General features: G+C 64.8%; 23 protein-coding genes. 9 read left to right on the top strand and 14 right to left on the bottom strand.

Going from position 1 to position 23,610, the window contains the following annotated elements; genetic code table 11:
* Positions 1-54: 54 nt before the first annotated feature.
* From ACLF6L_RS10925 to ACLF6L_RS10905, 5 genes are all read right to left on the bottom strand, one after another.
* The gene (locus tag ACLF6L_RS10925) at positions 55-546 is read right to left on the bottom strand and encodes a DUF3833 domain-containing protein (RefSeq protein WP_238615942.1); all 492 of its coding nucleotides are present in this window, start codon (positions 544-546) and stop codon (positions 55-57) included.
* The gene (locus ACLF6L_RS10920; protein ID WP_412851671.1) at positions 543-1,775 is read right to left on the bottom strand and encodes a class I SAM-dependent methyltransferase; all 1,233 of its coding nucleotides are present in this window, start codon (positions 1,773-1,775) and stop codon (positions 543-545) included. Before ACLF6L_RS10920 ends, ACLF6L_RS10925 begins: the two co-directional genes overlap by 4 nt.
* Before the next feature lie 15 nt (positions 1,776-1,790).
* Positions 1,791-2,540 carry a DUF1365 domain-containing protein gene (locus ACLF6L_RS10915; RefSeq protein ID WP_238615944.1) on the bottom strand — a complete coding sequence of 250 codons (750 nt, stop codon included), beginning with the start codon at positions 2,538-2,540 and terminating at the stop codon, positions 1,791-1,793.
* Entirely contained in the window at positions 2,537-3,880 is a 1,344-nt protein-coding gene (locus ACLF6L_RS10910) for an NAD(P)/FAD-dependent oxidoreductase (RefSeq protein ID WP_412851669.1), read from the bottom strand. The genes ACLF6L_RS10915 and ACLF6L_RS10910 overlap by 4 nt, the downstream gene beginning before the upstream one ends.
* 150 nt (positions 3,881-4,030) lie before the next feature.
* Entirely contained in the window at positions 4,031-4,198 is a 168-nt protein-coding gene (locus ACLF6L_RS10905; protein ID WP_412851668.1) for a hypothetical protein, read from the bottom strand.
* A gap of 63 nt (positions 4,199-4,261) precedes the next feature.
* Between ACLF6L_RS10905 and folE the strand changes: the two genes are divergently transcribed.
* On the top strand, positions 4,262-4,843 hold the full coding sequence (gene folE, locus ACLF6L_RS10900) for a GTP cyclohydrolase I FolE (protein ID WP_238616143.1): 582 nt from the start codon (positions 4,262-4,264) through the stop codon (positions 4,841-4,843).
* A gap of 40 nt (positions 4,844-4,883) precedes the next feature.
* Here the strand turns inward: folE and ACLF6L_RS10895 are convergent, their stop codons facing one another.
* Together ACLF6L_RS10895 and ACLF6L_RS10890 are read right to left on the bottom strand one after the other, a co-directional pair.
* A complete protein-coding gene (locus ACLF6L_RS10895; protein WP_412851667.1) occupies positions 4,884-6,341 on the bottom strand; it encodes a cryptochrome/photolyase family protein in 1,458 nt (485 codons plus the stop codon).
* On the bottom strand, positions 6,338-7,312 hold the full coding sequence (locus tag ACLF6L_RS10890; protein ID WP_238615948.1) for a MerR family transcriptional regulator: 975 nt from the start codon (positions 7,310-7,312) through the stop codon (positions 6,338-6,340). The genes ACLF6L_RS10895 and ACLF6L_RS10890 overlap by 4 nt, the downstream gene beginning before the upstream one ends.
* Before the next feature lie 66 nt (positions 7,313-7,378).
* Between ACLF6L_RS10890 and ACLF6L_RS10885 the strand changes: the two genes are divergently transcribed.
* From ACLF6L_RS10885 to ACLF6L_RS10875, 3 genes are all read left to right on the top strand, one after another.
* Complete coding sequence (locus tag ACLF6L_RS10885; RefSeq protein ID WP_238615949.1) at positions 7,379-8,158, top strand: SDR family NAD(P)-dependent oxidoreductase; 780 nt, start codon at positions 7,379-7,381, stop codon at positions 8,156-8,158.
* Positions 8,155-8,595 carry a nuclear transport factor 2 family protein gene (locus ACLF6L_RS10880; RefSeq protein ID WP_238615950.1) on the top strand — a complete coding sequence of 147 codons (441 nt, stop codon included), beginning with the start codon at positions 8,155-8,157 and terminating at the stop codon, positions 8,593-8,595. Before ACLF6L_RS10885 ends, ACLF6L_RS10880 begins: the two co-directional genes overlap by 4 nt.
* Before the next feature lie 83 nt (positions 8,596-8,678).
* Positions 8,679-8,990, top strand: coding sequence for a hypothetical protein (locus ACLF6L_RS10875; RefSeq protein WP_238615951.1), 312 nt, complete (start codon positions 8,679-8,681; stop codon positions 8,988-8,990).
* Positions 8,991-9,032: 42 nt separating this feature from the next.
* On the opposite strand, the gene ACLF6L_RS10870 is transcribed toward ACLF6L_RS10875, so the two are convergent.
* From ACLF6L_RS10870 to ACLF6L_RS10855, 4 genes are all read right to left on the bottom strand, one after another.
* Positions 9,033-11,390: a putative bifunctional diguanylate cyclase/phosphodiesterase gene (locus ACLF6L_RS10870; RefSeq protein ID WP_238615952.1), complete on the bottom strand. Its 2,358-nt coding sequence runs from the start codon at positions 11,388-11,390 to the stop codon at positions 9,033-9,035.
* Positions 11,391-11,468: 78 nt separating this feature from the next.
* On the bottom strand, positions 11,469-11,966 hold the full coding sequence (locus ACLF6L_RS10865; protein WP_238615953.1) for a DUF302 domain-containing protein: 498 nt from the start codon (positions 11,964-11,966) through the stop codon (positions 11,469-11,471).
* Between the two features lie 14 nt (positions 11,967-11,980).
* A complete protein-coding gene (locus ACLF6L_RS10860; RefSeq protein ID WP_008932705.1) occupies positions 11,981-12,460 on the bottom strand; it encodes a C40 family peptidase in 480 nt (159 codons plus the stop codon).
* A 13-nt stretch (positions 12,461-12,473) separates the two neighbouring features.
* Positions 12,474-14,039 carry an AAA family ATPase gene (locus ACLF6L_RS10855; protein ID WP_238615954.1) on the bottom strand — a complete coding sequence of 522 codons (1,566 nt, stop codon included), beginning with the start codon at positions 14,037-14,039 and terminating at the stop codon, positions 12,474-12,476.
* Positions 14,040-14,126: 87 nt separating this feature from the next.
* Here ACLF6L_RS10855 and mrcB point away from each other — a divergent pair, with 87 nt between their 5' ends.
* Complete coding sequence (gene mrcB / locus ACLF6L_RS10850) at positions 14,127-16,454, top strand: penicillin-binding protein 1B (RefSeq protein WP_412851666.1); 2,328 nt, start codon at positions 14,127-14,129, stop codon at positions 16,452-16,454.
* Between the two features lie 52 nt (positions 16,455-16,506).
* Here mrcB and ACLF6L_RS10845 read toward each other — a convergent pair whose 3' ends face one another.
* Both ACLF6L_RS10845 and ACLF6L_RS10840 read right to left on the bottom strand, forming a co-directional pair.
* Entirely contained in the window at positions 16,507-17,538 is a 1,032-nt protein-coding gene (locus tag ACLF6L_RS10845) for an agmatine/peptidylarginine deiminase (RefSeq protein WP_238615956.1), read from the bottom strand.
* A gap of 28 nt (positions 17,539-17,566) precedes the next feature.
* Positions 17,567-17,860, bottom strand: coding sequence for a hypothetical protein (locus ACLF6L_RS10840; protein WP_008932709.1), 294 nt, complete (start codon positions 17,858-17,860; stop codon positions 17,567-17,569).
* Between the two features lie 112 nt (positions 17,861-17,972).
* Here ACLF6L_RS10840 and sfsA point away from each other — a divergent pair, with 112 nt between their 5' ends.
* Genes sfsA through lolD form a run of 3 tightly spaced genes read left to right on the top strand, consistent with a single transcriptional unit; the run spans position 17,973 to position 20,760 of the window.
* The gene (gene sfsA / locus ACLF6L_RS10835) at positions 17,973-18,689 is read left to right on the top strand and encodes a DNA/RNA nuclease SfsA (protein WP_238615957.1); all 717 of its coding nucleotides are present in this window, start codon (positions 17,973-17,975) and stop codon (positions 18,687-18,689) included.
* A gap of 30 nt (positions 18,690-18,719) precedes the next feature.
* Positions 18,720-19,967 carry a lipoprotein-releasing ABC transporter permease subunit gene (locus ACLF6L_RS10830; RefSeq protein ID WP_238615958.1) on the top strand — a complete coding sequence of 416 codons (1,248 nt, stop codon included), beginning with the start codon at positions 18,720-18,722 and terminating at the stop codon, positions 19,965-19,967.
* A 13-nt stretch (positions 19,968-19,980) separates the two neighbouring features.
* Positions 19,981-20,760 (top strand): lipoprotein-releasing ABC transporter ATP-binding protein LolD, encoded by a 780-nt coding sequence (lolD, locus tag ACLF6L_RS10825; protein WP_238615959.1) that lies wholly within the window; start codon positions 19,981-19,983, stop codon positions 20,758-20,760.
* Here the strand turns inward: lolD and ACLF6L_RS10820 are convergent.
* Positions 20,668-21,219 (bottom strand): DUF2062 domain-containing protein, encoded by a 552-nt coding sequence (locus ACLF6L_RS10820; RefSeq protein WP_238615960.1) that lies wholly within the window; start codon positions 21,217-21,219, stop codon positions 20,668-20,670. The genes lolD and ACLF6L_RS10820 overlap by 93 nt on opposite strands.
* Positions 21,220-21,308: 89 nt before the next feature.
* Between ACLF6L_RS10820 and ACLF6L_RS10815 the strand changes: the two genes are divergently transcribed.
* On the top strand, positions 21,309-23,603 hold the full coding sequence (locus tag ACLF6L_RS10815; protein ID WP_412851665.1) for a DNA internalization-related competence protein ComEC/Rec2: 2,295 nt from the start codon (positions 21,309-21,311) through the stop codon (positions 23,601-23,603).
* Positions 23,604-23,610: the final 7 nt, after the last annotated feature.

The following is a 23,610-nucleotide window of genomic DNA, read 5'->3' as shown; positions in this document are numbered from 1 at the left end:
TTTCGCGGGAGCGACGGTGCAGTGCAGAGAGAGCGACGGCACGGTTTTTCCATTTCATGCAGACTCCGGTTCCCTGTCCTGCTTTTGGAAGAACAGCGTCACTTCCCCCAGGCGGATGCCGAACTTGCTCATCACGGCCCGGTTCACCAGCACCCCGTCCTCGTGCATGAACATCCAGTCATCGAAATTGACCTTCACCACCCGGGTACCGATGGGCAGGTTCAGCACGTAACGGAAGTTGAAGGCCTGACCGTAAAGCTTGCCCACGGCCACCCCGTCCACATCGGCGGCACGGCCTTCATAGGTGTGTTCGTCGAGGCGTCTCAGGCGCCAGACCCGTCGGTCCTCTTCACCGTCCAGGTAGACGAAATCCTCTTCCAGCACCAGTTCGCCGTCTTCCACGTATCCCCGGATATCCACCGTGAACTGGCGCCTGACCTTGCCGAAACGATCCTGGAACAGTCCCCAGGCCCGCACGTCGCCGGTGAAATAGGCCTCCAGATCCAGGGCCGGTGTGGTGTTCGCATAGTCTTCGGGTTTCATCATTTCGCCTCCAGCACGGCGTGCATCAGGTCCGTGTTGCGGGAGCGGAATCCTGCTTCGCAATAGGCCAGATAGAAACGCCAGGTGCGCAGGAATCGCTGGTCATAACCGCCCAGACTCAGGATGGCCGGTGCCTGCTCGCACACCCGCTGGTACCAGTGGTGCAGGGTGTCCGCATAGTCCTGGCCGAAGAAGGCGGTTTCCCTGATCTTCAACCCCGCCTCGGTGGCGTGTTGTTCAAAGGCCGGTACCGAGGGCAGCATGCCTCCCGGGAAGATGTAGAGCTGAATGAAGTCCGCATGGGTGCGGTAGTAGTCAAAGGCCTTGACGTCGATGGTGATGACCTGAACGGCGGCACGGCCGCCGGGACGCAGACATTGCCGCACGATCCGGAACCAGGTGGGCCACCACCGTTCTCCCACGGCCTCGAACATCTCGATGGAGACCACGTGGTCGAACTGCTCTTTCAGGTCGCGGTAGTCCTGCAGTCGCAGTTCCACCCGATCCGACAGTCCGGCGGCCTTGATGCGTCGGCGGGCGTAGTCCAGTTGCTCCCGGGACAGGGTGATGCCGGTCACCCGGTAGCCCTGGCGGGCCGCATGTTCGGCAAAGCCGCCCCAGCCGCAACCGATCTCCAGGATATGCGCACCGGGCGCGGCCTCCAGGCGTTCCAGCAGCCGGGCGTATTTGCGTGTCTGTGCCGTCTCCAGGGATTCCTCCGGCTGCTCGAACACGGCCGCGGAATAGGTCATGGTGGGGTCCAGCCATTGTTGGTAGAAGTCATTGCCCAGGTCGTAATGAAAGGCGATGTTGCGGCGACTGCCGGGACGGCTGTTGCCCCGCAGGCGATGGCGCAGGCTGTCCCACAGGTGGGCCGGCCTTGAACCGTTCACCAGATGGGGAATGTGGGGTTGGTTCACCGCGCCCATGTTGAGCAGGGCGGGCAGATCGGGGCTGTCCCAGTCACCCACCATGTAGCCTTCACCGAATCCCACCAGCCCTCGGGTGAGCAGGCGCCGTACCAGCGCGAAGGGGCGGTGGATGCGGATTTCTCCGCTGCCGCCGGGATGCCGGCCCTCGATGGTCCAGCGATGGCCATCCGGCGTCTCGATGGTGAGAACCCCCTGATGCAGGTGCCGAAGATGGCGCAGCAGCAGACGCAGGGCCAGGGACGGGGCGCGGGAGGCGAGGGTGCTGGTGCTGCCTTGGGTGGGGGTCTGTTCCAGGGACATCGGTGTTTCTCCTCTTCAGGACGGCGTCGGCTTGCTGTAGTACTGTCCACCTTTCCACCAGATCTTCAGGGCATGCCAGTGGATGGCGGCAATGACCTTGAGGGTCATGAAGGGAACGGCGACCGTCGCCCTGAGCAGTTCACCGTCGGTGAGGGGACGGGCGTGGCCGGTCTGAGCCGCGGACAGCATCAGTCGGGAATCCTGGTATTCGTGGATCAGGACATTCAATGCCTCATCGGGCTCCGACAGCCGGAACTGATAGCGGGCGTCCATCTCGATGAAGGGGGAGACGTAGAACAGCTTCTCCTGTGAGGCGCGCACCGGCCATGTCATGGGGGCACCGTCGGCGTGCAGGAGATAGTGATGGCAGTCTCCCAGGGTGTTGCTGACCTCGCAGATGATGGCCCGCAGACTGCCGTCCCGGTGCCGGCAGTACCAGAGGCTCAGCGGGTTGAAGGTGTATCCCAGCACTCTGGGAAAACACAGTAGCTGCACCTGTCCCCCTTCCAGGTCGATCCCTGCCCGGCCCAGGCAGGCATCCACCCAGGGTCGCCAGGGCGACCCGTCACGGGGGCCGTGATCGCGAACATTCAGGCTCAGCAGGTTGAAGCGGTTGACCGAAAGCAGGCGCAGGGATCGGTCCAGATCATCCAGCCGGTCCACGTCCACCAGCAGGCTGAAGACCCGGTAGATGAAGCGATATTCCACCGGGAACAGCCGGCGGTGCATGACCCGGGTGCGGTAGAGGCGGTGAGGTTGCGTCATACCTCGGATGCCTCGACCCGGGGCAGGGTGCGAACCGGCAGGGCATTTTCGGCCTGGGGCGCCACGGTCCAGGGTGGATTGACACCGAGCTGAGCGGCCACCTGCAGGGCGGAGCGCAGTCCGTCTTCGTGGAAGCCGTAGCCGGTCCAGGCACCACAGAACCACAGTCGGTCACGGCCCTGGATCGTGGGCAGGATCCGCTGGGCGTCCATGGCCCCCTGATCGAAGACCGGGTGGTGATAGATGATCTCCTGTATCACCTTCTCCGGCAGTGGTTCTTCCAGAGGATTGAGGCTGACCAGGTATTCCTCCGGCTCGTCCAGGGCCTGGAGGCGATTCATCCAGTAGGTGACGGAAACCTCGTTGGCCGGGGCATCGGTCAGACGGTGACGGGCCAGGTAGTTCCAGGAAGACCAGACCTTGCGCAGCTTCGGCATCAGGCGGGTGTCGGTGTGCAGGATGGTCCGGTTGGGCTGATACTGGAAGGCCTTCAGGATCCGGGTTTCGTCCTCGGAAGGCGCTTCCAGCATGTCCAGGGTTTCGTCGGCATGGCAGCCGAACACGACCTGATCGAAAAAGGCCTCCGAGCCATCCTCGATGATCAGGCGGATCCGGGCTTCCTGACGCTGCACCGCCACCACCCGGCGGGCCACATGGACATTCTCCGGCAGGGCGGCAAGCATCTTTCTCACGTATTCCCGACTGCCGCCGGTGACGGTGTGCCACTGGGGGCGGTTGCTCAGGTCCAGCAGGCCGTGATTGGCAAAGAAGTTCAGGAAGGACAGCAGCGGAAAGTCCAGCATTTTGTGGGTGGGGCAGGACCAGATGGCCGCGGCCATGGGCAGCAGGTAGTCATCCCGGAAGCCGGGTCCGTAGCCCTCATTGAGCAGATAGCCCCCCAGGGTCATGTCCGTGCTGGTGCCGGTTTCCAGCAGGCGCTTGCCGGCTCGGTTGAAGCGCATGATATCCGCCAGCATCCGAAGGAAGCGCGGACTGGTGAGGTTGCGGCGCTGGGCAAACAGGGTATTGAGGTCCGATCCTGCATATTCCAGGCGCCCATTGCCCACCGAGGCGGAGAAGGACATGTCGGTGGGCTGGCTGGTGATGCCAAGGTGCTGGAACAGGGCGGTGAGGTGCGGATAGTTGCGGTGGTTGAACACCATGAAGCCCGTGTCCACGCCGCGGGGGCCTTTGCGTCCCGGTATGTCCACCGTGTTCGTGTGTCCGCCGATGTAATCATTCCTTTCGAACAGGGTGACGTCATAGTGACGGGACAGCAGCCAGGCGGCGGCCAGTCCGGAGATGCCTGCACCAACGACGGCGATACGTTCACGGGCCATGTGCTCATTTCCTCAGATCTGGAATTGTTCTTATACATTAACTGTACAAGGATTGTAAAATGCTGTACAAGCTAACTCGGGATACGTTTGCACGGCCTGTGTGCCGCCCTCGGCCGGGCCTGACAGAGTGGTTCGACACCCGATGCCGCGTCAACGTTCCTGATCCGTGCCGACGATACCGATTGCCGTGCACGCCCCATTGGCGAGCATAGCTGCTAGAACACTGGAAGCCAGCATCAGCAAGGCCGGGAAAGCCGGAACACCTGTGAAGATGGTTTGAAAAAGGCAACGCACCACCGCCTCCGGGACGGTGGTCATTTCATGAATCATCAGGAGATCAAGACCATGAAGCCAGTTGCGCAGATTGCCGGAGACGGCACCATGAAAGCCCCGCTCAAGCTGATGTCGGCCGAGGCCCTGGCGGACCATTATCGGAAGATGCTGGTGGGTCTGGGTGAGGACCCGGAACGGGAGGGCCTCAAGGGCACGCCCCTGCGGGCCGCCAAGGCCATGCAGTACCTGACCCGGGGTTACCATGAGTCACTGGAAGAGTTGGTCAACGGCGCCCTGTTCGCTTCCAGCAGCGACGAGATGGTGCTGGTGAAGGACATTGAGCTGTATTCCCTGTGTGAGCATCACCTGCTGCCCATCATCGGCAAGTGCCACGTGGCCTATCTGCCCGACGGCAAGGTGCTGGGGCTATCCAAGGTGGCCCGCATCGTGGACATGTTCGCCCGTCGGTTGCAGATTCAGGAAAGCATGACCCGGGAGATCGCCCAGGCCATCATGGACGTGACCGGTGCCAAGGGCGTGGCCGTGGTGGCGGAGGCCCGTCACATGTGCATGATGATGCGGGGGGTGGAGAAGCAGAACTCCACCATGGTGACTTCGGTGATGCTGGGCACCTTCCGGGAGGATGCCCGTACCCGGTCGGAGTTCATGGACCTGATCCGTCGCGGCTGAGAGTGACGGGTTCACGTGGGAGAGAGGCGTGACGGGGAATTCAGGGCGTCCCCGATGCTTCGGACCGCGAGGCGCCCTTGAGCTGCTCCCATGCCGCCAGGGCCGCCTTGCGACTTTCCCCCAGGTCGACCCGCGGGCGCGGATACTCCCTTGGCACCAGGCCCGCGGGGGCGGTCCAGGGAGCCTGTAGATACCGATCCGGCAGAGGTTTGAGCTCCGGTACCCAGCGCCGGATGTACTCACCCCGGCCATCAAAGCGCTCTCCCTGCAGCACCGGGTTGAACACCCGGAAGTAGGGGGCCGCGTCAGCCCCGCAACCGGCGGTCCATTGCCAGCCCAGGGTATTGGATGCCAGGTCGGCGTCCACCAGGGTGTCCCAGAACCAGCGTGCCCCCGTCTGCCAGGGAATGCGCAGGTTCTTGACCAGTAGCGAGGCGACGATCATCCGTACCCGGTTGTGCATCCAGCCCGTGTGCCAGAGCTCCCGCATCCCGGCGTCGACCAAGGGGATGCCGGTGCGACCCCGTCGCCAGGCTTCCAGATCCGCCGCGTAGTCCCGGGCATCACGCCAGGGAAAATCCGCAAATCGTTCATCCAGCGGTTGTTCGGGTGTGTGGGGGAAATGAAACAGCAGGTGGAAGGCGAATTCCCGCCAGCCGATCTCCCGCATGAAGGCCTCCAGCGAGGCGCCGGCGGCGGCCCCCGCTCCCTGCGCCTGCAGGCGCCGGCAGGCCCGGATCAGCTGTCTTGGGCCGATTTCGCCGAAATGGAGATGGGGCGACATGCGAGAGGTGCCCGGTTGTCCCGGCAGGTCCCGGTCGGTCTTGTAGGTCAGGACGGCGCCCGCCAGAAAATGTTCCAGTGCCCGGTGGGCACCGTCCTCGCCCGGCTGCCAGCAGGCAGCCATGCCCTGGTCCCAGGGAATGCGGGGCAGCAGATCAAAGAATTCCAGGTGATCGCCGTCGGGCCAGCATGTCGGCGCCGTGATGGATTCCGGTGTGGTTTCCACGTCATCGGGGAGCCCCGTGGCGCAGCAGGCCTTCCAGAAGGGGGTGAACACCCGGTAGGGTTCGCCGCTCTTGTTGCTGACCGTCCAGGGTTCGAACAGCAGGGCGCTGTTGAAGCTCTCCGCCGCCAGTCCCCGGTCCTTCAGGGCCGCCTTGATCCGGCGATCCCGTTCGATCAGAGCGGGCTCATACACCCGGTTCCAGAGTACCTGCCCGGCCCCCGTCTCGTCGACCAGCCGCAGGAGCGTTTCCAGGCTGGCTCCCCGGCGCAGGATCAGCCGTGAGCCCGCTGCCTCCAGGGCGCGGGAGAAGGCGGCCAGACTGTGATGCAGCCACCAGCGGGAGGCGGCCCCGGGGGACCAGGGGGCTTCTTCCTCCGGTGCGTGGATGTAGACAGGGATCACCGGCTGCCCTGTCCGCAGGGCGTGGGCCAGGGCCGGATTGTCCGCCAGGCGCAGGTCGCGGCGCAGCCACAGCAGGATGGGTTTCATGGGGATTCCATGGGGGAGTTCGATGGCTGGAGACGACTGCCGATGTGTTCGGCGGCCGCTTGGGGATCCGGGGGCAGCAGGTGAATGCCTCGGCCATGCCAGGCCGACGGGAGGTGTCCGTTGTCTGTCAGGGCCAGGAAGACCGGGATGCTCAGGGTGGTGGCCCACGGTTCAAGCTGCGCGGCCCGAGGGTGCTGTCCGCACAGGACCATGCCCGCCGGTGCGACCTGGCGGGATAGGGATTCGATGGCCGCCAGAGAGACCGGGCCCGAGAGCCGCGTGACCCGCAGCCCACGGATGGCGAGCAGCAGAGACAGCATGAGCAATTCCAGGTGATCGGCTTCATGGGGCAGGGGGGCAATGCCCAGCAAGGGTCCGGAGCCGTGGTGCAACTCATGACGCAGTCGGGAACACAGGGCTTGGCAGGCCCAGGCCTGGAAAAATCGGCTTTCCGCCTCTGCCTCGGCGCCTTGAGCCGTGTGTTGTGCCAGGGCCTGGTGCAACGGGTGGATCAGGCGGCATATCACCTGTTGAGGGGGGAACAGGGACATGGCATCGCCATAGACCTTTTCCAGTCTCCGGGTGCTGAATTGCCGTACTGCGTGTTCCATCCGATAGCGGTAGTCCCGCCAGGCATCCGCCGTGATCCGGGGCGAGGCCGTCTGTGGTGTCACGACAGGGGAGGGTGTTGATGCGGTGGCCGGGGACAGGTCCTGTTCCAGTACACCACGAATCCGGCCGATGGAAATCCCCTGTTCCAGAAGGGCTAGTATCTGTTGGATGCGTTCGATGTCCTGGATGCTGTAAAGCCGGTGTCCCTTGGGTGTCCGCTGGGGCGAGATCAGCCCATGGCGTCGCTCCCATGCCCTCAGTGTCACCGCGTTGACACCGGTGACCGAAGACACGGTGCGGATGGGGTAGAGCCCGTCTTCGTCCGAAGCGGGAATGGGGAGAGCCGGAGCAGGATTCATGAGCAGGATTGTACAATCGTTGTATAATATTTGTGTAGACCTTTGCGGGACAGGAGGAAGACGGTAATGAATCAGGTACAAACCGTAACGACCCCACCGCTGGTCTGGCTGGTGGGGGCCAGCACCGGCATCGGCAAGGCACTGGCCCTGCGTCTGGCCGCCACCGGTCGGCGCGTGGCGGTGACCTCCCGCAGCCGCGAGCGGTTGCAGGCGCTGGCGGAGCAATCACCGGTACCCGGTGCCATTGAGGTCTTCCCGGGAGACGTCACCGATACCCGGGGACTGGCCGACGTGGCCGCGCAGATCGAGTCCCGGATGGGTCCCATCGGGACGGCCATCTTCAACGCCGGCGACTATGAGCCCATGGGCCTGGAGGACTTCGATCCCGACCTGTTCCGGCGCATCATGGAGGTCAACTATCTGGGCGTGGTGAACGGACTGGCGGCGGTGATGCCCTTCATGCTGTCACGGGGCGAGGGGCGGATCCTGGTGACCGCCAGCCTGGCCGGCTATCGGGGCTTGCCCAGGGCCGCGCCCTATGGGGCCTCCAAGGCGGCGGTGATCAACATGGCCGAGTCCCTGCAACCGGAACTGGCCATGCGGGGGGTGCAGCTGCGGGTGATCAATCCCGGGTTCGTGAAGACCCCCATGACCGACAAGAATCGCTTCCACATGCCCTTTCTCATGGAGTCGGACGCGGCCGTGGACGCCATCATGAAGGGACTGGAGGGCAAGGGTTTCGAAATCAGTTTCCCTCGCCCCTTTGCCCTGATCATGAAAAGCCTCAGAATATTGCCCCATCGCCTCTTTCTGGCGCTGACCCGACGCATGGTGGACGGCCGATGAGCGAATCAATGGATGCATGGGCGCGGCGGTATGCCGAATTTTTCTCTCAGCTCAGGGAGCCGGATCTGGCCCGGCTGGACGAGTTCTTCACGGCGGATGCCCGCTTCAAGGACCCCTTCAACGACGTGACGGGGCTGGAGCAGATTGCCGCGGTGTTCCGGCACATGTTCCGTCAGTGTCCGGCCCCGCGATTCTATGTGCATTGCTGGGCCGTCCAGGGCAATACGGCCTTTTTCCACTGGCGTTTCATGGACCGGGACGAGGGTGCCGACGGCCGGCTACATCTGGACGTGGACGGCATCAGCCGGGTGTTGTTCAACGACGAGGGCAAGGTCTTCAGCCATATCGACTACTGGGACCCGGCCGAATACCTGTATGACCAGATCCCCCTGCTGGGCGGCCTGCTCCGGTTTGTGCGGCGCCGGATCGGGAGTTGAGCCGGCGGGCGAGGAATCTTTGGCTTGAATCCGGGTCCAAGTCGGCTATACCCTGCAAACGACTCAAGCTTGAGGCTGGTATCATGTCCGACCCCATTCGTTCCCAAGCCCTTTCCGGTGACCGCCCCTTTCTGTTGGGTGGTCTGGTGATGCTGACCGGGCTGGTGCTGACCCTGCAGACGCCCGTGTCACAGGACGCCATGGCCGATCTGTTCAGCGGCATGGAGAGCCCCACCTTGGCCCGGACCCTGGAGATGTGGCCCGGCAACCCGCCCCCCTGGATGGACGGCGATCAGTTCATGACCGAAGAGGTGGAAGAGTTGCCGATGCTGCTCGGGGCCGATCGCCAGTCCCATGACGGCGCCGCGGCCTTGCGGGAGCGCCCCGTCAGATAGCCGCCAATCCCGGGCCGTGACGGCCGCTCGCGCGGGTGGTCATCACGGCTCGGCGGAAAGGGATGATCCCGCTTGCGGGCCAAGCAGTTTTTCACACTGCTCCGGGGGGAGTGGCCGGCCGTAGAGGTATCCCTGTGCCTGCTGACATCCCCTCTCCTTCAACCAGGCAGCCTGTGCCGGGGTCTCGACGCCCTCCGCCACGCAGATCAGGGACAGGCTCCTGGCCATGGCCAGCACCGCCTCGGCAACGGTTTCCGCTTCTTCTCCGGCCCCGGCTTCCAGATCCTGTACAAAACGCTTGTCAAGTTTCAGGGCGTCCACCGGGAAACGTCTCAGATAGGCCAGGGAAGAATAACCGGTACCGAAGTCATCCACGGACAGTGAAATACCCAGTTCCACCAGCTGCCGCAGCACGGAGACCGCGGTGTCCATGTCTTGCATCAGGCCGCTTTCGGTCAGTTCCAGTTCCAGGGCTTCGGCGGGCAGTCCCGACTGTGTCAGCGCCTGTTTCACCCTTTCCAGCAGGTCCGCCTGGTAGACCTGCACGGTGGACAGGTTGACCGCCATGGTCAGTGTCGGATGACCGTGTTCCCGCCAGTGCTGAGCCTGACGACACGCTTCCCTCAGTACGTAATCTCCGATTTCAATGATGGTACCGTTGGCCTCGGCCCTGGGGATGAACATGTCCGGAGGGACGTTTCCCCGATCAGGGTGATGCCATCGCAACAGCGCTTCCACACTGACGACAAGACCCGTTTGCAGGTCAATCTTGGGTTGGTAGTGCAGGGTGAACTGCCCTTCCTTCAGTCCTTTTTCCAGGTCATGGTCCAGTTGCTTGAGCGCGGTGTGATTGGCCAGCATCACCGGTTCATACGAGCGGAACTGCCGCCGGTGGTCGGATTTGGCATGCTCCAGCGCGAAGCCGGCCAGGGCCAGCAGTTCAGTGGCGTGTTCGGGGTAGGGCGGGCAGGTGATCAGGCCGGCCTTGCCGCTTGTGTCGATCCGTCTTTGCCCCACCTTCAAGGGGGCGTCCAGCACTTTAAGAATCCGCTCCGCGAAGGCTGCTGAATCCCAGGAACCCGGTTGGTGTTCGGTGAACAGGGCGAACTGGTCACCATAGATCCGGGCCAGCAGTATGTCGGGGGGGTTGGTGACCCGGATGTTGTCGGTCACCTGCATCAGTACCTGATCCGCCACCGACTCGCCCCAGATCCGGTTCACGTCCGCAAATCCCTTGAGGTCCAGCAGGCAAAGGGTGCATGGGGTGTGGGTCGACCTGGCGGATTGCAGTCTTTGCTCCAGCAGTTCGGTGAAGTAACGTCGATTGGGCAGGTCCGTCAAGGGGTCATGGCGGGCCATGTGAGCGATCCGGTCCATGGATGCCTGATGCATCCTGTATCGGTGGACGAGATCCCGGGCAATGGCGACCGAGAGCCCCAGACTCAGACCCAGCAACAACAAAATCGTGCTCAGTAGCACGATGACCTCATGCTGGGCCCGTTTCCGGGCGTTCCCGGCCTGGGTCATGATTTCCCCGGTCAGGGTTATCTCAAGCTCCAGCAGGGCATTGATCCGTTCGGTGGTGACATTGAACCATCGAACGGCGCTCAGGTATTCGGGTTTGGCCGCCACGCCGTAATTGAGGATGGCCGCGCGCGCGGCCAGCAATTCCTGATTGGCCGGTTGGGCCTCGATGGTGACGAGGCGGTCGGCCAGATGGGGTGGTGCGAGCGCCATGAACTGGCCGCGATGATTGCCCTGAATGGCAACCGCACTGACATAATGCTGGAACACCAGTGAATCCGGTTCCCGTGCGCTCAGCCAGGCGCTGCCCAATGCCCGTTCAAGACCTGAATACTCCTTGAGGAGGAGCAATGGCCGGTAGGCCGTGATGAGTTTTCGGATATCCGCGTTGGGCAGTGTCTCGGGGATGTGGGTGGCGATCAGGATCGTCGCCTCCACCAGGCGGTTGTAAAGGAGCAGGGCCTCGACAGGCTCCAAACCGAGGTGATCCACCTCGACGCGGTGGTTTTCCAGGTGATCCAGATCGATCAGCAGCCTTCCCATCAGTTGCTGAAGGACGGGGTCTTCGATATCCAGGGCTTCTCTTGCCAGGGGCATGAAGCGCGCCATGCCGGCATCCGTGCTCCGGCGGGCTTCTTCCAGAATGATCTGGAAATCGTTGTCTCGGGCGCTCAGAAAACCCACGGAACTGCCCCGTTCCGCCTGCAGCGCGTGGATCAGTCGCTTGCTCTCCAGGGCGAGACCGGCGACAGCCAGGCCCTCGGATACATCATGGCTGAACTGTTGCCGGTCAAAGAGTGCCATCCCGGCGATCACCATGAAGGCGATGATGGGGGCGCCGATGGCCAGGCTGATGCGGGGGCCAAGTCGATCCATGAGCCCTCCGGAGGGGGGGTGATCCACTGATGCCGACAGTATCCTGCGTCGTTGTCCGAGTGTCCATACCGACACCGCTTAGAACGCCAGCGCCTCCCGAACGATCTCGTCCAGCAGGGTATCCACCGCTTCCAGGGCCTCCCGGGATTGCGCGTCACCCGGCAGGGTGGGGCGCCGGTAGGCCAGGTGGATGGTGCCCGGTGCATCCGCCAACTCGTACACGCTGATGACGTAGGGGCAGAAGACGATGTGGTGAGGTTCGGCTTCCATCATGCGCCGCGACAGCACGGCACTGCAGAACTCCAGGGCCTCGGCCTGGATGAAAATCGCTTCCCCGCCGATGTCCGCTCCGGTGCGGGAGAGCATGGCGCCGATATGGGCCACATTGTTGATGACGATGCCGCGGTCGATGATGGCCATCTCCAGGGCTTCCCGGTACAGGGCATAGTCGCCCTCGATGCTATAGACCTTCAGGTGTTCATTCACGATCCTCGGCTCCACGGCCTGGACGGGCAGGCCCAGGGTCAGGCAGCCCAGCAGGACGAGGCACAGGGCACGGACGGACGTCGGCATCATGGTCGGGCGCTCCTTCAGGGTGAGTAGAAATGGCCGGCATGCAGGAACCGCCGGCTCCAGTAGGGATGATCCAGGTCTTCCGTGGTGACGGGCCGTCCGCTGGACGGGGCGTGTACGAAACGTCCGTCACCGATATAGATGCTCACATGGCCGGGACCGGCACGGCCGGTGCGAAAGAACAGCAGGTCACCTGGTGTCAGTGCCTGAGTCGAGATCCGCCGTACGCCCTCACTCTGGGTGGTGGTGGTGCGAGGTACCGGGATGCCCGCGTGATGGTGGGTGAACCACACCAGTCCACTGCAATCGAACCCGTCCTCCGGTGATGTGCCGCCGTATCGGTAGGGCTTGCCCACCATGGACAGGGCATGAAACACGACCTGAGAGCGCTGGGGGTCCAGGGTCTCGGGGTCCGCGGGCGGACGTGTCGGGCTGGTGCCGCAGGCCCCCAGCAGCAGGGTCGCGGCAACCAGGGCAAGGCGAAGCCATGGACTCATCGGATTTGCCTCGTCAGTTTGATGGGGTATACAGCAGTTCCCGTATCTGATTCACCGGTGGGGGGTGGTCTGCCCGGAGGGTGATGACGGGCTCATCCGGTCCCAGCGGGTCATGGTGTTGCAACTGCATCTCCAGCACTTCCAGGTCGGCGTCCGAGGCATCATCGCCCGCGGTCATGCGGCGGGTGATTCGTTCCCGCAGACAGTCCGGGTCCGCCTGATAATCCAGCACCCGAAATGGAACACCCAGATCCCGGGCCAGGTCGGCAAACCGGGCGCGGGCGTCCGCCTTGAGAAAGGTGGCGTCCACGATCACCGGGTATCCGGCCCGGAGCAGCAAGGTGGACAACGCCGCCAGCCGGTCGTAGGTCTGGGCGGTTCGGTCCTGGTTGTACAGGCCCTGCTGGTACTCGTCCTTGCCGCGCTCGTGGGCATCCATGCCCGCCAGGCGCTTGCGCTCCACGTCGGAGCGAATGCGGATGGCGCCGGTGGCTTCCACCAGAGGCTGACTCAGGGTGGTCTTGCCGCTGCCGGAAAAGCCGTGGTTGATGAACAGGGCAACCGCGCCCGGCCGGGTGAAGCGCTCCGCCAGTTGCAGATAGTCACGGCAGGCTGCCGTGGTCGTCCGGACCTCCGCATCGGACAAGTCCGGCTGGTCCAGGCGAATGGCGGCCACCTTGGCCCGCACCATGGCCCGATAGACCTGGTAGAAACGCAGCAGGGGCATGCCTTCGTAGTCTCCGGTGGACGCCAGCCAGGCATTGAGGAACCGGTGGGCATGGGCTTCCGCGCCCCGGTCGATGAGATCCATGGTGAGAAAGGCCACTTCGCTGATGATGTCGATCCAGCGCAGGGCCGGATTGAATTCAATGCCGTCGAACAGGGTGGGTTCCCCGTCCACCAGGGCGATGTTGCCCAGGTGAAGGTCGCCGTGGCACTCGCGGATGAAACCGTCCCGATGCCGTTGCTCCAGCAGGGGGGTGAGTGCCCGGTGTTGTGCCCGGGTCCAGGCTTCCAGGCGCGCCAGCGGCGCAAGATCCAGCCCGACCGGCCGCAGGCCCCGGATGTGTTCGAAGTTCTGCAGCATGGGGGCCAGTACCTGCGCCGGGCGGCCATGGTCCCGGGTGGCCGGGATGTCGGCGTGGAAGCGAGCCAGCCGGGCGGCAATGGCGTCCATCAGGTCCGGGGTCAAGCGCCCTCGGTCATGGAGATGATCCAGGGTATCGTCGGGATCAAAGCGGCGCATGCGTACCGCATATTCGAAGACGGGGCCGGTGCCGTTGAAGGCGGGGTGCGTCGGATCGCCGGAAAAGGCGACGACGCCGTCGTATATCTTCGGCGCCAGACGACCGTTCAGGCGCAGTTCCTCTTCACAGAAATGCCGTCTTTGTTCGAGGCTGGAAAAGTCCAGAAATCCCAGGCTGACCGGCTTCTTGATCTTGTAGGCAAACTCGCCTGCCAGCAGCACCGTGGAGATGTGGGTCTCGATGCACTGCACCTGCGCCACGGGATGGGGATAGGCCGCCGGATGCTTCAGGCTCCGGATGAGTGTCTGTTGCGTCGTCTGATCGGGGTGCATGAGGGTGTGAACAGGCTCCGGATGGGAAACTGGATTCAAGGGTATAGTGTAGGGCACGAAACCGCAGCCTTCCTGTCGATCAGAGTCATGACCAAGACCCGCAAGCCTTCCACCTCCAGCCGCCCCGGCCGCGGCAAGGCGCGTACCCGTACCGCATCCCGCAAGGGCGGCAGGTCCCGTCCACCCCGTCGGTTCCGGCTCTGGCCCCTGCTGCTGGTGATCCTGGTGGTGGGGGGTGTGTTGCTGGGGCATCACGCAGTGCAACTGGATCGACAGATCCAGGCCCAGTTCGAGGGTAAGCGCTGGGCGCTACCGGCGCGGGTGTTTGCCCGCCCCCTGGAGCTGTACGTGGGGTTGCCGCTGGATGCCGATGCCCTGGTTCGGGAACTGAGCCTGCTCCACTACCGGGAAGGGGATCGGGAAGGCGAGTATCGACGTCAGGGGAACAGCCTGGTGATCCGTACCCGGGGGTTCCCGTTCGCCGATGGTCATGAGCCGCCGCGGCGGGTCCGGGTGAGCTTCGGCGGTGGTCAGGTCTCGGCCCTGGAGGATCTGGACGCCGGCGGACCCGTCTCGCTGCTGCGTCTGGAGCCGGCGCTGATCGCCAATATCTATCCCTCCCACGGGGAGGACCGGGTGCTGGTGCGCCTGGAAGACGTGCCGCCGGCGCTGATCCAGGCCCTGCTGGTGGTGGAGGACCGCAAGTTCTACCGGCACTTCGGGGTCGACCCCATGGGCATTGCCCGCGCCGCCCTGGCCAATCTGCGCGCGGGACGTACCGTGCAGGGGGGCAGCACCCTGACCCAGCAGCTGGTGAAGAACTACTTCCTCACGCAGGACCGTACCCTGGCGCGCAAGTTCGACGAGGCCATCATGGCCCTGCTGCTGGAACGGCGCTATGACAAGAACGAGATCCTGGAGGCCTACCTGAACGAGGTTTATCTGGGGCAGGACGGCGCGCGCGCCATTCACGGCTTTGGTCTGGCCAGTCAGTTCTATTTCCAGCGCCGTCTCAATGAACTGGAGGTGGCGGAGATGGCCCTGCTGGTGGGCATCATCCGCGGGCCGAATTTCTATGAACCCAGGCGGCGTTCGGAGCGGGCCATGAACCGTCGTAACCTGGTCCTGGGACTGATGGGACAGGCGGGATATCTGAGTGCGGATGAACTGGCCGGGGCCCAGGCCCGGCCGCTGAATGTCAGCGCCCAGGCCCCGTCCGGTGTCAGCCCGTTCCCGGCCTATATCCAGCTGGTGCGGGAGCAGCTGCGTCGGGATTATCGGGATGAAGACCTGCGGGAAGAGGGGCTGCTGATCTTCACCACCCTGGATCCGATGGCCCAGCTGGCGGCCGAGCAGGCCCTGACCCGGGAACTGGACCGGCTGGAGCGGGAGCGGCGTCTGGAGGCGGGGAGTCTGCAGGGGGCGGTGGTGGTCACCAGCGCGGACAATGGCGAGGTTCTGGCCCTGGTGGGAGATCGGCAGATGCGTCAGGCCGCCTTCAATCGGGCCCTGCAGGCCCGTCGGCCGGTGGGTTCGGTGATCAAGCCGATGGTCTATCTGGCCGCCCTGTCCCGGCCGGAACGTTTCACCCTGGCCACCCTGCTGGATGACGAGGCCCTGACCGTGCGTCTGGAGAACGGCGATACCTGGACCCCGCGCAACGCCAATCGTCAGTACCATGGCTGGGTCACCGCCCAGGAGTCCCTGGTCCAGTCCTACAACATCTCCACGACCCGGCTGGGTCTGAATCTGGGCATCGCCAACGTGGTGGATCAGCTCAACGCCCTGGGGCTGGAGCGTCGGGTGCCGCCGTTTCCCTCGCTGGTGCTGGGGGCGGTGGACATGACGCCGCTGGAAGTGACGGCCCTCTATCAGGGGCTGGCCTCCGGTGGCTACCAGGTCCCCCTGCGGGCGATCCGGGAAGTGGTGGATCGGGAGGGTCAACTGTTGCAGCGTTACCCCCTGTCCCTGCGCCTGGCGGCGGATCCCGAGGCGGTCTATCTGGTGACGGCGGCGTTGCATGAGGTGACCCGCAGCGGTACCGGTCGCGCCCTGCAGCGGCGGCTGCCGGCGGATCTGCCGGTGGCGGGCAAGACGGGCACCACGGATGAGCTGCGGGATGCCTGGTTTGCCGGCTACAGCGGGGATGTCCTGTCCGTGGTCTGGGTGGGGCGGGATGACAACCAGCCCACCGGGCTGACCGGTGCCAGCGGCGCCCTGCCGGTCTGGGGCGAGGTGATGGCCCGGGTGGCCCGACGGGGGCTGTCGCAGACCCCGCCGGAGGAGATCGAGTGGTTGCTGGTGGACCCGGCCTACGGTCTGCGGGCATTGGAGCAGTGCGAGACCGCGCGCTGGATGCCGTTCATCCGTGGCTCGGCCCCCCGGGAGTATTCCCCCTGCGGGATGATGCCATAGCCCCGTTCGCCGGCGGACAGGCTCCCACAGGGACTCAATAAGCCATCTTTTGTCAGTCGATGGCGGCCGGCAGTTGCATGGTCACGCAATGCAGACTGCCGAACTGATGGATCAGGGGGCGGCAGTCGATGCCCACGATCTCCCGCTCCGGGAAGGCTTCCGCCAGGCGGGTGAGGGACACCGCATCGGTTGGATCCCCATAGGTCGGCACCAGCACCGCCCCGTTGATGATCAGGAAATTGGCATGGGTCGCCGGCAGTCGCCGCCCTTCCTCGTCATGAATCGGGGCCGGCAGGGGCAGGGGGATCAGCCGGTAGGGCTTGCCCTCCGGGGTTCTGAAGGCCTCCAGTTCCGCCGTCATCGCCGCCAGGGGGGCATGGTGGGGATCTTCGGGGTCATCGCAGACCACATGGGCAATGGTGTCGGGGCTGCACAGCCGTGCCAGGGTGTCCACATGGCTATCGGTATCATCCCCCGCCAGATGACCCTCGCTCAGCCACAGGATCCGCTCCACGCCCAGTTCCCGCCGCAGCACGGCCTCGATGCCGGCTTCGTCCAGATCGGGATTGCGGGTGGGCGTCAGCAGGCACTGACGGGTGGTGAGCAGGGTGCCCAGACCGTCCGACTCGATGGAACCGCCTTCCAGCACGAAGTCCACCGTGGTCAGGGGCAGATTGCCGAAGGCTCCCTGTTGGTGCAGTCGACGGGTGACGGCGTTGTCCGCCTCCGCCGGGTACTTGCCGCCCCAGCCGTTGAAGGTGAAGTCCAGCATCAACGGGGCGCCGTCGGCCAGCACGGTGATCGGGCCATGATCCCGCGCCCAGGTATCGTTGGCGGGAGCCAGCCCGGTGATCACCCGGGTCATGTCCACGCCCGCCTCGGTCAGACGCCGACAGACATGGGCCTCGTGGGTCTCATCCTGACAGGTGACTACCAGGCCCTGGCGCAGGGTGACTTCATGGGCGATCCGGCAGAAGACCGTTTCGGCTTCCTCCAGGATCGGTGCCCAGTCGGTGTCTTCATGGGGCCAGGTGAGCATCACGGCGCTCTGAGGCGCCCACTCGGGGAGCAGGGTGCGGGACATGGACGTATCTTCGGGGGTTATGCGGGGATCAGGGATGCGGGGCTCGGCTGCCGCGCACCACGGTGTGAATCACGTAACGGCCTTCGAAAACCACGGAAAAGTCGTGGTAGTCCCAACGGGTGATGGGAGGCCGGCCCACCGTGGGATGACGGACTTCGGGTTCGCCATGGCGATGGAGTACCGTGTTCTTGTGCATGCCACGAACGGGCTGTTCCGGTTGTTGTACCACCCGGGGGGTGCCGTCGGGCATGACGAGGATGTCGGCGGTCGCGGTGGATACCATGAACAGGGCCCCGGCAAGGACTGCACAGAAGGCGGGCATTCTTGGCATCATGGTCTCCGGACTGGCTTGATGTGTCTGAATATAGCACCGCACCCAGGGTGAGGAAATACTGCCCGTTCCCGCCCGTTCCCCGATGGAGACCCTTTGTCCGATGATCTTTTCCCAGCCCCTGGCTTCCGGCATCCTGCAGCGGCGTTACAAGCGTTTTCTGGCCGACGTGCTCATGGATGACGGCGAGACGATCACCGCCCATTGCCCCAATACCGGTTCCATGCTGGGCTGCATGACGCCGGGGTCCCGGGTCTGGCTCAGCCGTTCCGAGGATCCGAAGCGGAAATACCCCCATACCTGGGAACTGGTGGAGGCCGACGGGGTCATTGTGGGCATCCATACCGGTCGCGCCAATACGCTGGTGGAGGAGGCGATCCGTGCCGGCAGGGTGCCGGAGTTGGCACACTTCACCGGCCTGAGACGGGAGGTGAAGTACGGTCTGCACAACAGTCGCATCGATCTGTTGCTGGATTTGGACGGCGTGGACTGCTACGTGGAAGTGAAGAACGTTACGGCGGCCGTACAGGAGGGGGGCGTGGCCCTGTTTCCCGATGCCGTGTCCAGTCGTGGCAGCAAGCACCTGCGGGAGCTGATCGCCATGGTGGAGGCGGGGCATCGGGCAGCCCTGATCTTCTGCGTCCAGCGAGAGGATGTCCACGGTGTCCGTCCGGCGGATGCCATCGATCCGGAATACGGGATCTGGCTGCGCCGGGCCCATGCGGCCGGGGTGGAGGTGCTGGCACTGGGTGCCCGGGTCTCGCCTTGCGGGATTGAACTCATGCGTCCCCTGCCGGTGGACCTGTCGATCCACATATGAATTCACCTTGGCCTGTGATTTAATCCGCCCATGTTTCGACCCCTTGAGATCTTCGTCGGCCTTCGCTACACCCGTGCCAAGCGCCGCAACCACTTCATTTCCTTCATCTCCCTCATTTCCATGCTGGGGATTGCCCTGGGCGTCACCGCGCTGATCACGGTGCTGTCGGTGATGAACGGGTTCGAGAAGGAGCTGCGGGAGCGCATCCTGGGCATGGCGTCCCACGCCACCATTGCCGAATTCGATGGCCGCCTGCGCCACTGGCCCGAGGTGATGGCCCAGGTGGAAGGGGCCGACCGTGTCGTGGGCGTGGCGCCTTTCGTGGAGGCGGAAGGGATGTTTTCCAGTGGCCGGCAGGTCAGCGGGGCGATGATCCGCGGCGTGGTGCCCGATCTGGAGGCCCGTGTCTCCCAGGTGGGTGAACACATCATCCTCGGCAGCATGGATGGGTTGCAGCCGGGACGGTTCGGCGTGGTGCTGGGACGGGAGTTGGCGCTGGCGCTGGGCGTGGGCGTGGGCGACAAGGTGACGCTGATCACTCCCCAGGCGGCGGTGACCCCCGTGGGCGTGCTGCCGCGCATGCGTCGTCTGGACGTGGTGGGGGTGTTCGAGGTGGGCATGTTCGAATATGACCGCAGCAGTGCCTTCATCCATCTGGACGATGCCCAACAGATCTACCGGATGGATGATGCCGTCACCGGCCTGCGTCTGAAGCTGGATGACATGATGCGGGCACCGCTGATTGCCCGTCAGGTGGCCTCCGAGCTGGAGGGGCGCTTCTGGGTCAATGACTGGACCCGCCAGCACGCCAACTTCTTCCGTGCCGTGCAGACGGAAAAGACCGTCATGTTCATCATTCTGTCGCTGATCGTGGCGGTGGCGGCCTTCAACATCGTCTCCACTCTGGTGATGGTGGTGATCGACAAGCAGTCGGACATCGCCATCTTGCGCACCCTGGGCATGACACCGTTCTCGGTGATGCTGGTCTTCATGGTCCAGGGGACGCTGATCGGCGTGGTCGGCGCGGTGCTCGGGGTGATCGGCGGGGTCACGCTGGCCCTGAACGTGGAAACCATCGTTCCCGCCATCGAATCCCTGCTGGGCCTGAAGTTCCTGTCGCCGGATGTGTACTACATCTCCGACCTGCCGTCCGACCTGAAGCTGCACGATGTCACGCGGGTGGGCCTGCTGGCCTTTGGTCTGACGGTGATTGCCACCCTGTATCCGGCCTGGCGGGCCTCCCGCACCCAGCCGGCCGATGCCCTTCGATACGAGTAGCGGGAGAACGTTCATGGTGGATTGGCAGATCGATACCCGAGGCCCGGTGATCCAGTGCCGCGGCCTTGGCAAGACCTTCGATGAAGGCGGACTCAAGGTGGATGTCCTGAGCGCCGTCGATCTGGAGGTGCAGCCGGGGGAGAAAGTGGCCATCGTTGGTGCCTCGGGCAGCGGCAAGAGTACCCTGCTGCATCTCCTGGGGGGGCTGGATCTGCCCACCCAGGGCACGGTGAGCATCTGTGGCCAGGACGTGGCCCGCCTTTCCGACGCCAGACGCGGCAAACTGCGCAATCGGCATCTGGGGTTCATTTATCAGTTTCATCATCTGTTGCCGGAATTCACGGCGCTGGAAAACGTGGCCATGCCGCTGTTGATCCGTGGCGAGAATCCGGGGGTGGCGGCGGACCGTGCCCGCAGCCTGCTGGAGCGGGTGGGATTGACCAACCGCGTGGCCCACAAGCCGGGTGAACTCTCCGGCGGGGAGCGTCAGCGGGCCGCCATTGCTCGCGCCTTGATCACCGAGCCCCACGCGGTGCTGGCGGATGAACCCACCGGCAATCTGGATCGAGGGCGGGCGGAGGAGATCTTCCAGCTGATGCTGCGTCTGAATCGCCAGTTGCGCACCGCCTTTGTGGTGGTGACCCACGACATGCAACTGGCGGAGCGCATGGACCGGGTCATGATGCTGGAAGAAGGGCGGCTAAGGCCCCTGCGCCGGTCCTCCGCGGCGTCCGAGCCGGGGAAGGCGCCGCCGCTTGAGGTCCAGACGGCGCACGATGTGCAGTCGCCATAGCAACCGTATGGCGATGTACCCCGCCAGCCCGGCGACCACGCTCATCACCAGACTGCCCAGCAGCAGCGGTTTCCAGATCACCACCAGTTCCCCGGTGAACCAGGACAGGTTCAGTTCAAAGGAGAATCCCCGCCGCGGCTCGCCCATCAGGAAACGCCCGATGGTGTAGGCGACGTAGTAGATGGGGGCCATGGTGAGGGGGTTGCTGATCCAGACCAGCAGCACGGAAATGGGCAGGTTCACCCGCACGATGATCGCCAGGGCAGCCGCGGTGAGCATCTGGGCCGGGATGGGCAGAAAGGCCACGAACAGGCCGACGCCGAACGCTCCGGCCACGGACCGTCGGTTCAGGTGCCACAGGTTGGGATCATTGAGTACCGCGCCGAAGAAGCGCAGGGATTCATGTTCCCGTACTTTGTGGTAGGTTGGAAACAGGCTCTTGATGAGCTTTTTTGCCATGGATTCTTGCACGGTTCGGGGGGCCACGGTCCCGCGGCGGATGCCTCGGGCGGGCCGCCCATTATGGATGCTTTTCCAGGGAGCGGAAGATGCAAAGCCAGGCCTTGGCGTTTCTTCTCGGGGTGCTGGTCCTCCACAGCCTTCCCCATCTGCCCACGCTTGCGTGGGTCGTTGTCTGCCTGGCCGTGCCCCTATTCTACAGATTCATGCCTTTGGCGCGATGGCCGGCCATCGCCCTGTTAGGCTTTTCATGGGCTTTGTTGCACACTCATCTGGTGGCCGGTCCGTGGCTGCCCGCGGGACTCTCCGGACAGGACATGACCCTGATTGGGGTGGTGGACTCCCTGCCGGAAGCACTGGACCGCGGGGTTCGCTTCGGTTTTCGGGTCGAAGGCCGGGCGGACGGCATGTACGACCCGGATGAGCGGCTGCCCCGACGGGTACGGGTGGCCTGGTACGGGCAGTCTCCCGACATGGTACCCGGGGAGCGCTGGCAGCTGACCCTGCGCCTGCGCCGGCCCACGGGGTTTCGCAATCCCGGTGGTTTCGATTATGAGGGCTGGCTGTTTCGCCAGGGTTACGGTGCCACCGCCTATGTGCGTGAGCCGGACTCGGCACTACGGCTCGGCATGGATGACCGCCCGATCCATCGGCTGCATCGCCTGCGGGCCGATCTGGTCGAGCGGATGGGGCAGGGGCTGGACGGGCGCCCCTACGCCGGGATCCTGCGGGCACTGGCGGTCGGGGACCGTTCCGGTATCGCGCCGGAGCAGTGGACCACCCTGATCGATACCGGCACCAATCACCTGATGGCCATCTCCGGCCTGCATGTGGGCCTGATGGCGGGGATGGGATACGGCTTGATGCTCTGGGGCTGGCGACGGGTGCCGGCGCTGGCACTGAGGCTGCCCGCCCAGCGGGCGGCGGTGATCGGTGCCTTGATCTGCGCCGCCGGTTATGCGGCCCTGGCCGGATTTGCCGTCCCCACCCAGCGGGCCCTGGCCATGCTCGTGGTGGCCCTGGGTGCCCTTTGGCTCGGGCGCGTGGCCCGGCCGGGCCGGACCTTGGCGCTGGCGCTGCTGGTGGTGCTGGGGCTGGACCCGCGTGCGGTGCTGGATGCCGGATTCTGGCTCTCCTTTGCCGCCGTGGGGGTGATCCTGTATGCCATGACGGGTCGATTGCAAAGACCCGGCGGGATCAGGGCGGTGCTGCGTATCCAGTGGGTGGCGGGGGTCGGGCTACTGCCCCTGACCCTGGTGATGTTCCAGCATGGCTCGCTGGTTTCCCCGCTGGCCAACCTGGTGGCCGTGCCCTGGGTCAGCGTGGTGGTCGTTCCCCTCACCCTGGGCGGTGTGTTGCTGGCCCCGCTGATCCCCTGGGCCGCCCAGTGGTGCTGGCTGGCGGCCCATCTGGCCGTCAGCCTCCTGTGGCCGTTGCTGGAGCACATGGGATCATGGCCCTGGTCCCTGTGGCGGGCGGCGCCCCCGTTCTGGACCCTGTGGCCGGCCCTGCTGGGGCTGGCCCTGATCCTGGCGCCCCGAGCCCTGCCTGCCCGCTGGTTGGGAGTGCTGTTGCTGCTGCCCATGCTCTGGCCGGCCAGGCCGTCACTGCAGCCGGGGGAGTTTCGGCTCACCGTGCTGGATGTGGGGCAGGGGCTGGCCACGGTGGTGCAGACCCGTGACCATACCCTGGTTTACGACACGGGCCCGCGCTTCAGCCCGCGCTTTGATGCCGGATCGGCGGCGGTGGTGCCCTATCTGCGGCACGAGGGACGGGGGCGGGTGGATCGGCTGGTGGTCAGCCACGGCGACAACGATCATATCGGCGGCGCCCCGGCCATCCTGGACAGTCTTCGGGTGGGCGAGGTGCTGAGCCGGTCTCCGGAGCGGTTGCCCCATGCCCTGAGCCGGGAGTGTCTGCGGGGCGAGACCTGGCAATGGGACGGGGTGACGTTCCGCATGCTGCATCCACCGCCGGGCTGGGGGGATGACAACGAGTCTTCCTGTGTGCTCCATGTGAGCGGCCCCGGGGGTTCGGTGCTGTTGCCCGGGGATGTGGAGCGACTGGGAGAGGCCGTACTGGTGCGCGGTGAAGGGGAGGGACTGTCCGCGGACGTGCTGCTGTTGCCTCACCATGGTTCGCGCACGTCCTCGTCGGAGGCCCTGCTGGACCGGGTTTCACCCCGGCTGGCCCTGGTGAGCACCGGTTTTGAAAACCGCCTGGGGCATCCCCATGAAGAAACCCTCGAACGGCTTCGGGTCCGTGGCATTCCGCTGCTGGACCCCGCCCATGAAGGCGCCCTGCGGGTGGACTTTGTGCCGGGGGAGGGGGTCATCGTGCAGCCGGGGCATCGTCACGCGGCCCGCCGCCACTGGCACCGCTGAGGTTTTT

It is taken from the genome of Ectothiorhodospira shaposhnikovii (assembly GCF_047222355.1).
Taxonomy (GTDB): Bacteria; Pseudomonadota; Gammaproteobacteria; order Ectothiorhodospirales; family Ectothiorhodospiraceae; genus Ectothiorhodospira.
The sequence above is the reverse complement of the archived record's forward strand: the minus strand, read 5'-3'. Positions and strand labels throughout refer to the sequence as shown.

Coding starts and splice junctions, on each gene's coding strand:
- ACLF6L_RS10925 (WP_238615942.1), bottom strand. CDS start 546: ATGATGAAACCCGAAGACTATGCGAACACCACACCGGCCCTGGATCTG.
- ACLF6L_RS10920 (WP_412851671.1), bottom strand. CDS start 1,775: ATGTCCCTGGAACAGACCCCCACCCAAGGCAGCACCAGCACCCTCGCC.
- ACLF6L_RS10915 (WP_238615944.1), bottom strand. CDS start 2,540: ATGACGCAACCTCACCGCCTCTACCGCACCCGGGTCATGCACCGCCGG.
- ACLF6L_RS10910 (WP_412851669.1), bottom strand. CDS start 3,880: ATGGCCCGTGAACGTATCGCCGTCGTTGGTGCAGGCATCTCCGGACTG.
- ACLF6L_RS10905 (WP_412851668.1), bottom strand. CDS start 4,198: ATGACCACCGTCCCGGAGGCGGTGGTGCGTTGCCTTTTTCAAACCATC.
- folE (WP_238616143.1), top strand. CDS start 4,262: ATGAAAGCCCCGCTCAAGCTGATGTCGGCCGAGGCCCTGGCGGACCAT.
- ACLF6L_RS10895 (WP_412851667.1), bottom strand. CDS start 6,341: ATGAAACCCATCCTGCTGTGGCTGCGCCGCGACCTGCGCCTGGCGGAC.
- ACLF6L_RS10890 (WP_238615948.1), bottom strand. CDS start 7,312: ATGAATCCTGCTCCGGCTCTCCCCATTCCCGCTTCGGACGAAGACGGG.
- ACLF6L_RS10885 (WP_238615949.1), top strand. CDS start 7,379: ATGAATCAGGTACAAACCGTAACGACCCCACCGCTGGTCTGGCTGGTG.
- ACLF6L_RS10880 (WP_238615950.1), top strand. CDS start 8,155: ATGAGCGAATCAATGGATGCATGGGCGCGGCGGTATGCCGAATTTTTC.
- ACLF6L_RS10875 (WP_238615951.1), top strand. CDS start 8,679: ATGTCCGACCCCATTCGTTCCCAAGCCCTTTCCGGTGACCGCCCCTTT.
- ACLF6L_RS10870 (WP_238615952.1), bottom strand. CDS start 11,390: ATGGATCGACTTGGCCCCCGCATCAGCCTGGCCATCGGCGCCCCCATC.
- ACLF6L_RS10865 (WP_238615953.1), bottom strand. CDS start 11,966: ATGATGCCGACGTCCGTCCGTGCCCTGTGCCTCGTCCTGCTGGGCTGC.
- ACLF6L_RS10860 (WP_008932705.1), bottom strand. CDS start 12,460: ATGAGTCCATGGCTTCGCCTTGCCCTGGTTGCCGCGACCCTGCTGCTG.
- ACLF6L_RS10855 (WP_238615954.1), bottom strand. CDS start 14,039: ATGCACCCCGATCAGACGACGCAACAGACACTCATCCGGAGCCTGAAG.
- mrcB (WP_412851666.1), top strand. CDS start 14,127: ATGACCAAGACCCGCAAGCCTTCCACCTCCAGCCGCCCCGGCCGCGGC.
- ACLF6L_RS10845 (WP_238615956.1), bottom strand. CDS start 17,538: ATGTCCCGCACCCTGCTCCCCGAGTGGGCGCCTCAGAGCGCCGTGATG.
- ACLF6L_RS10840 (WP_008932709.1), bottom strand. CDS start 17,860: ATGCCCGCCTTCTGTGCAGTCCTTGCCGGGGCCCTGTTCATGGTATCC.
- sfsA (WP_238615957.1), top strand. CDS start 17,973: ATGATCTTTTCCCAGCCCCTGGCTTCCGGCATCCTGCAGCGGCGTTAC.
- ACLF6L_RS10830 (WP_238615958.1), top strand. CDS start 18,720: ATGTTTCGACCCCTTGAGATCTTCGTCGGCCTTCGCTACACCCGTGCC.
- lolD (WP_238615959.1), top strand. CDS start 19,981: ATGGTGGATTGGCAGATCGATACCCGAGGCCCGGTGATCCAGTGCCGC.
- ACLF6L_RS10820 (WP_238615960.1), bottom strand. CDS start 21,219: ATGGCAAAAAAGCTCATCAAGAGCCTGTTTCCAACCTACCACAAAGTA.
- ACLF6L_RS10815 (WP_412851665.1), top strand. CDS start 21,309: ATGCAAAGCCAGGCCTTGGCGTTTCTTCTCGGGGTGCTGGTCCTCCAC.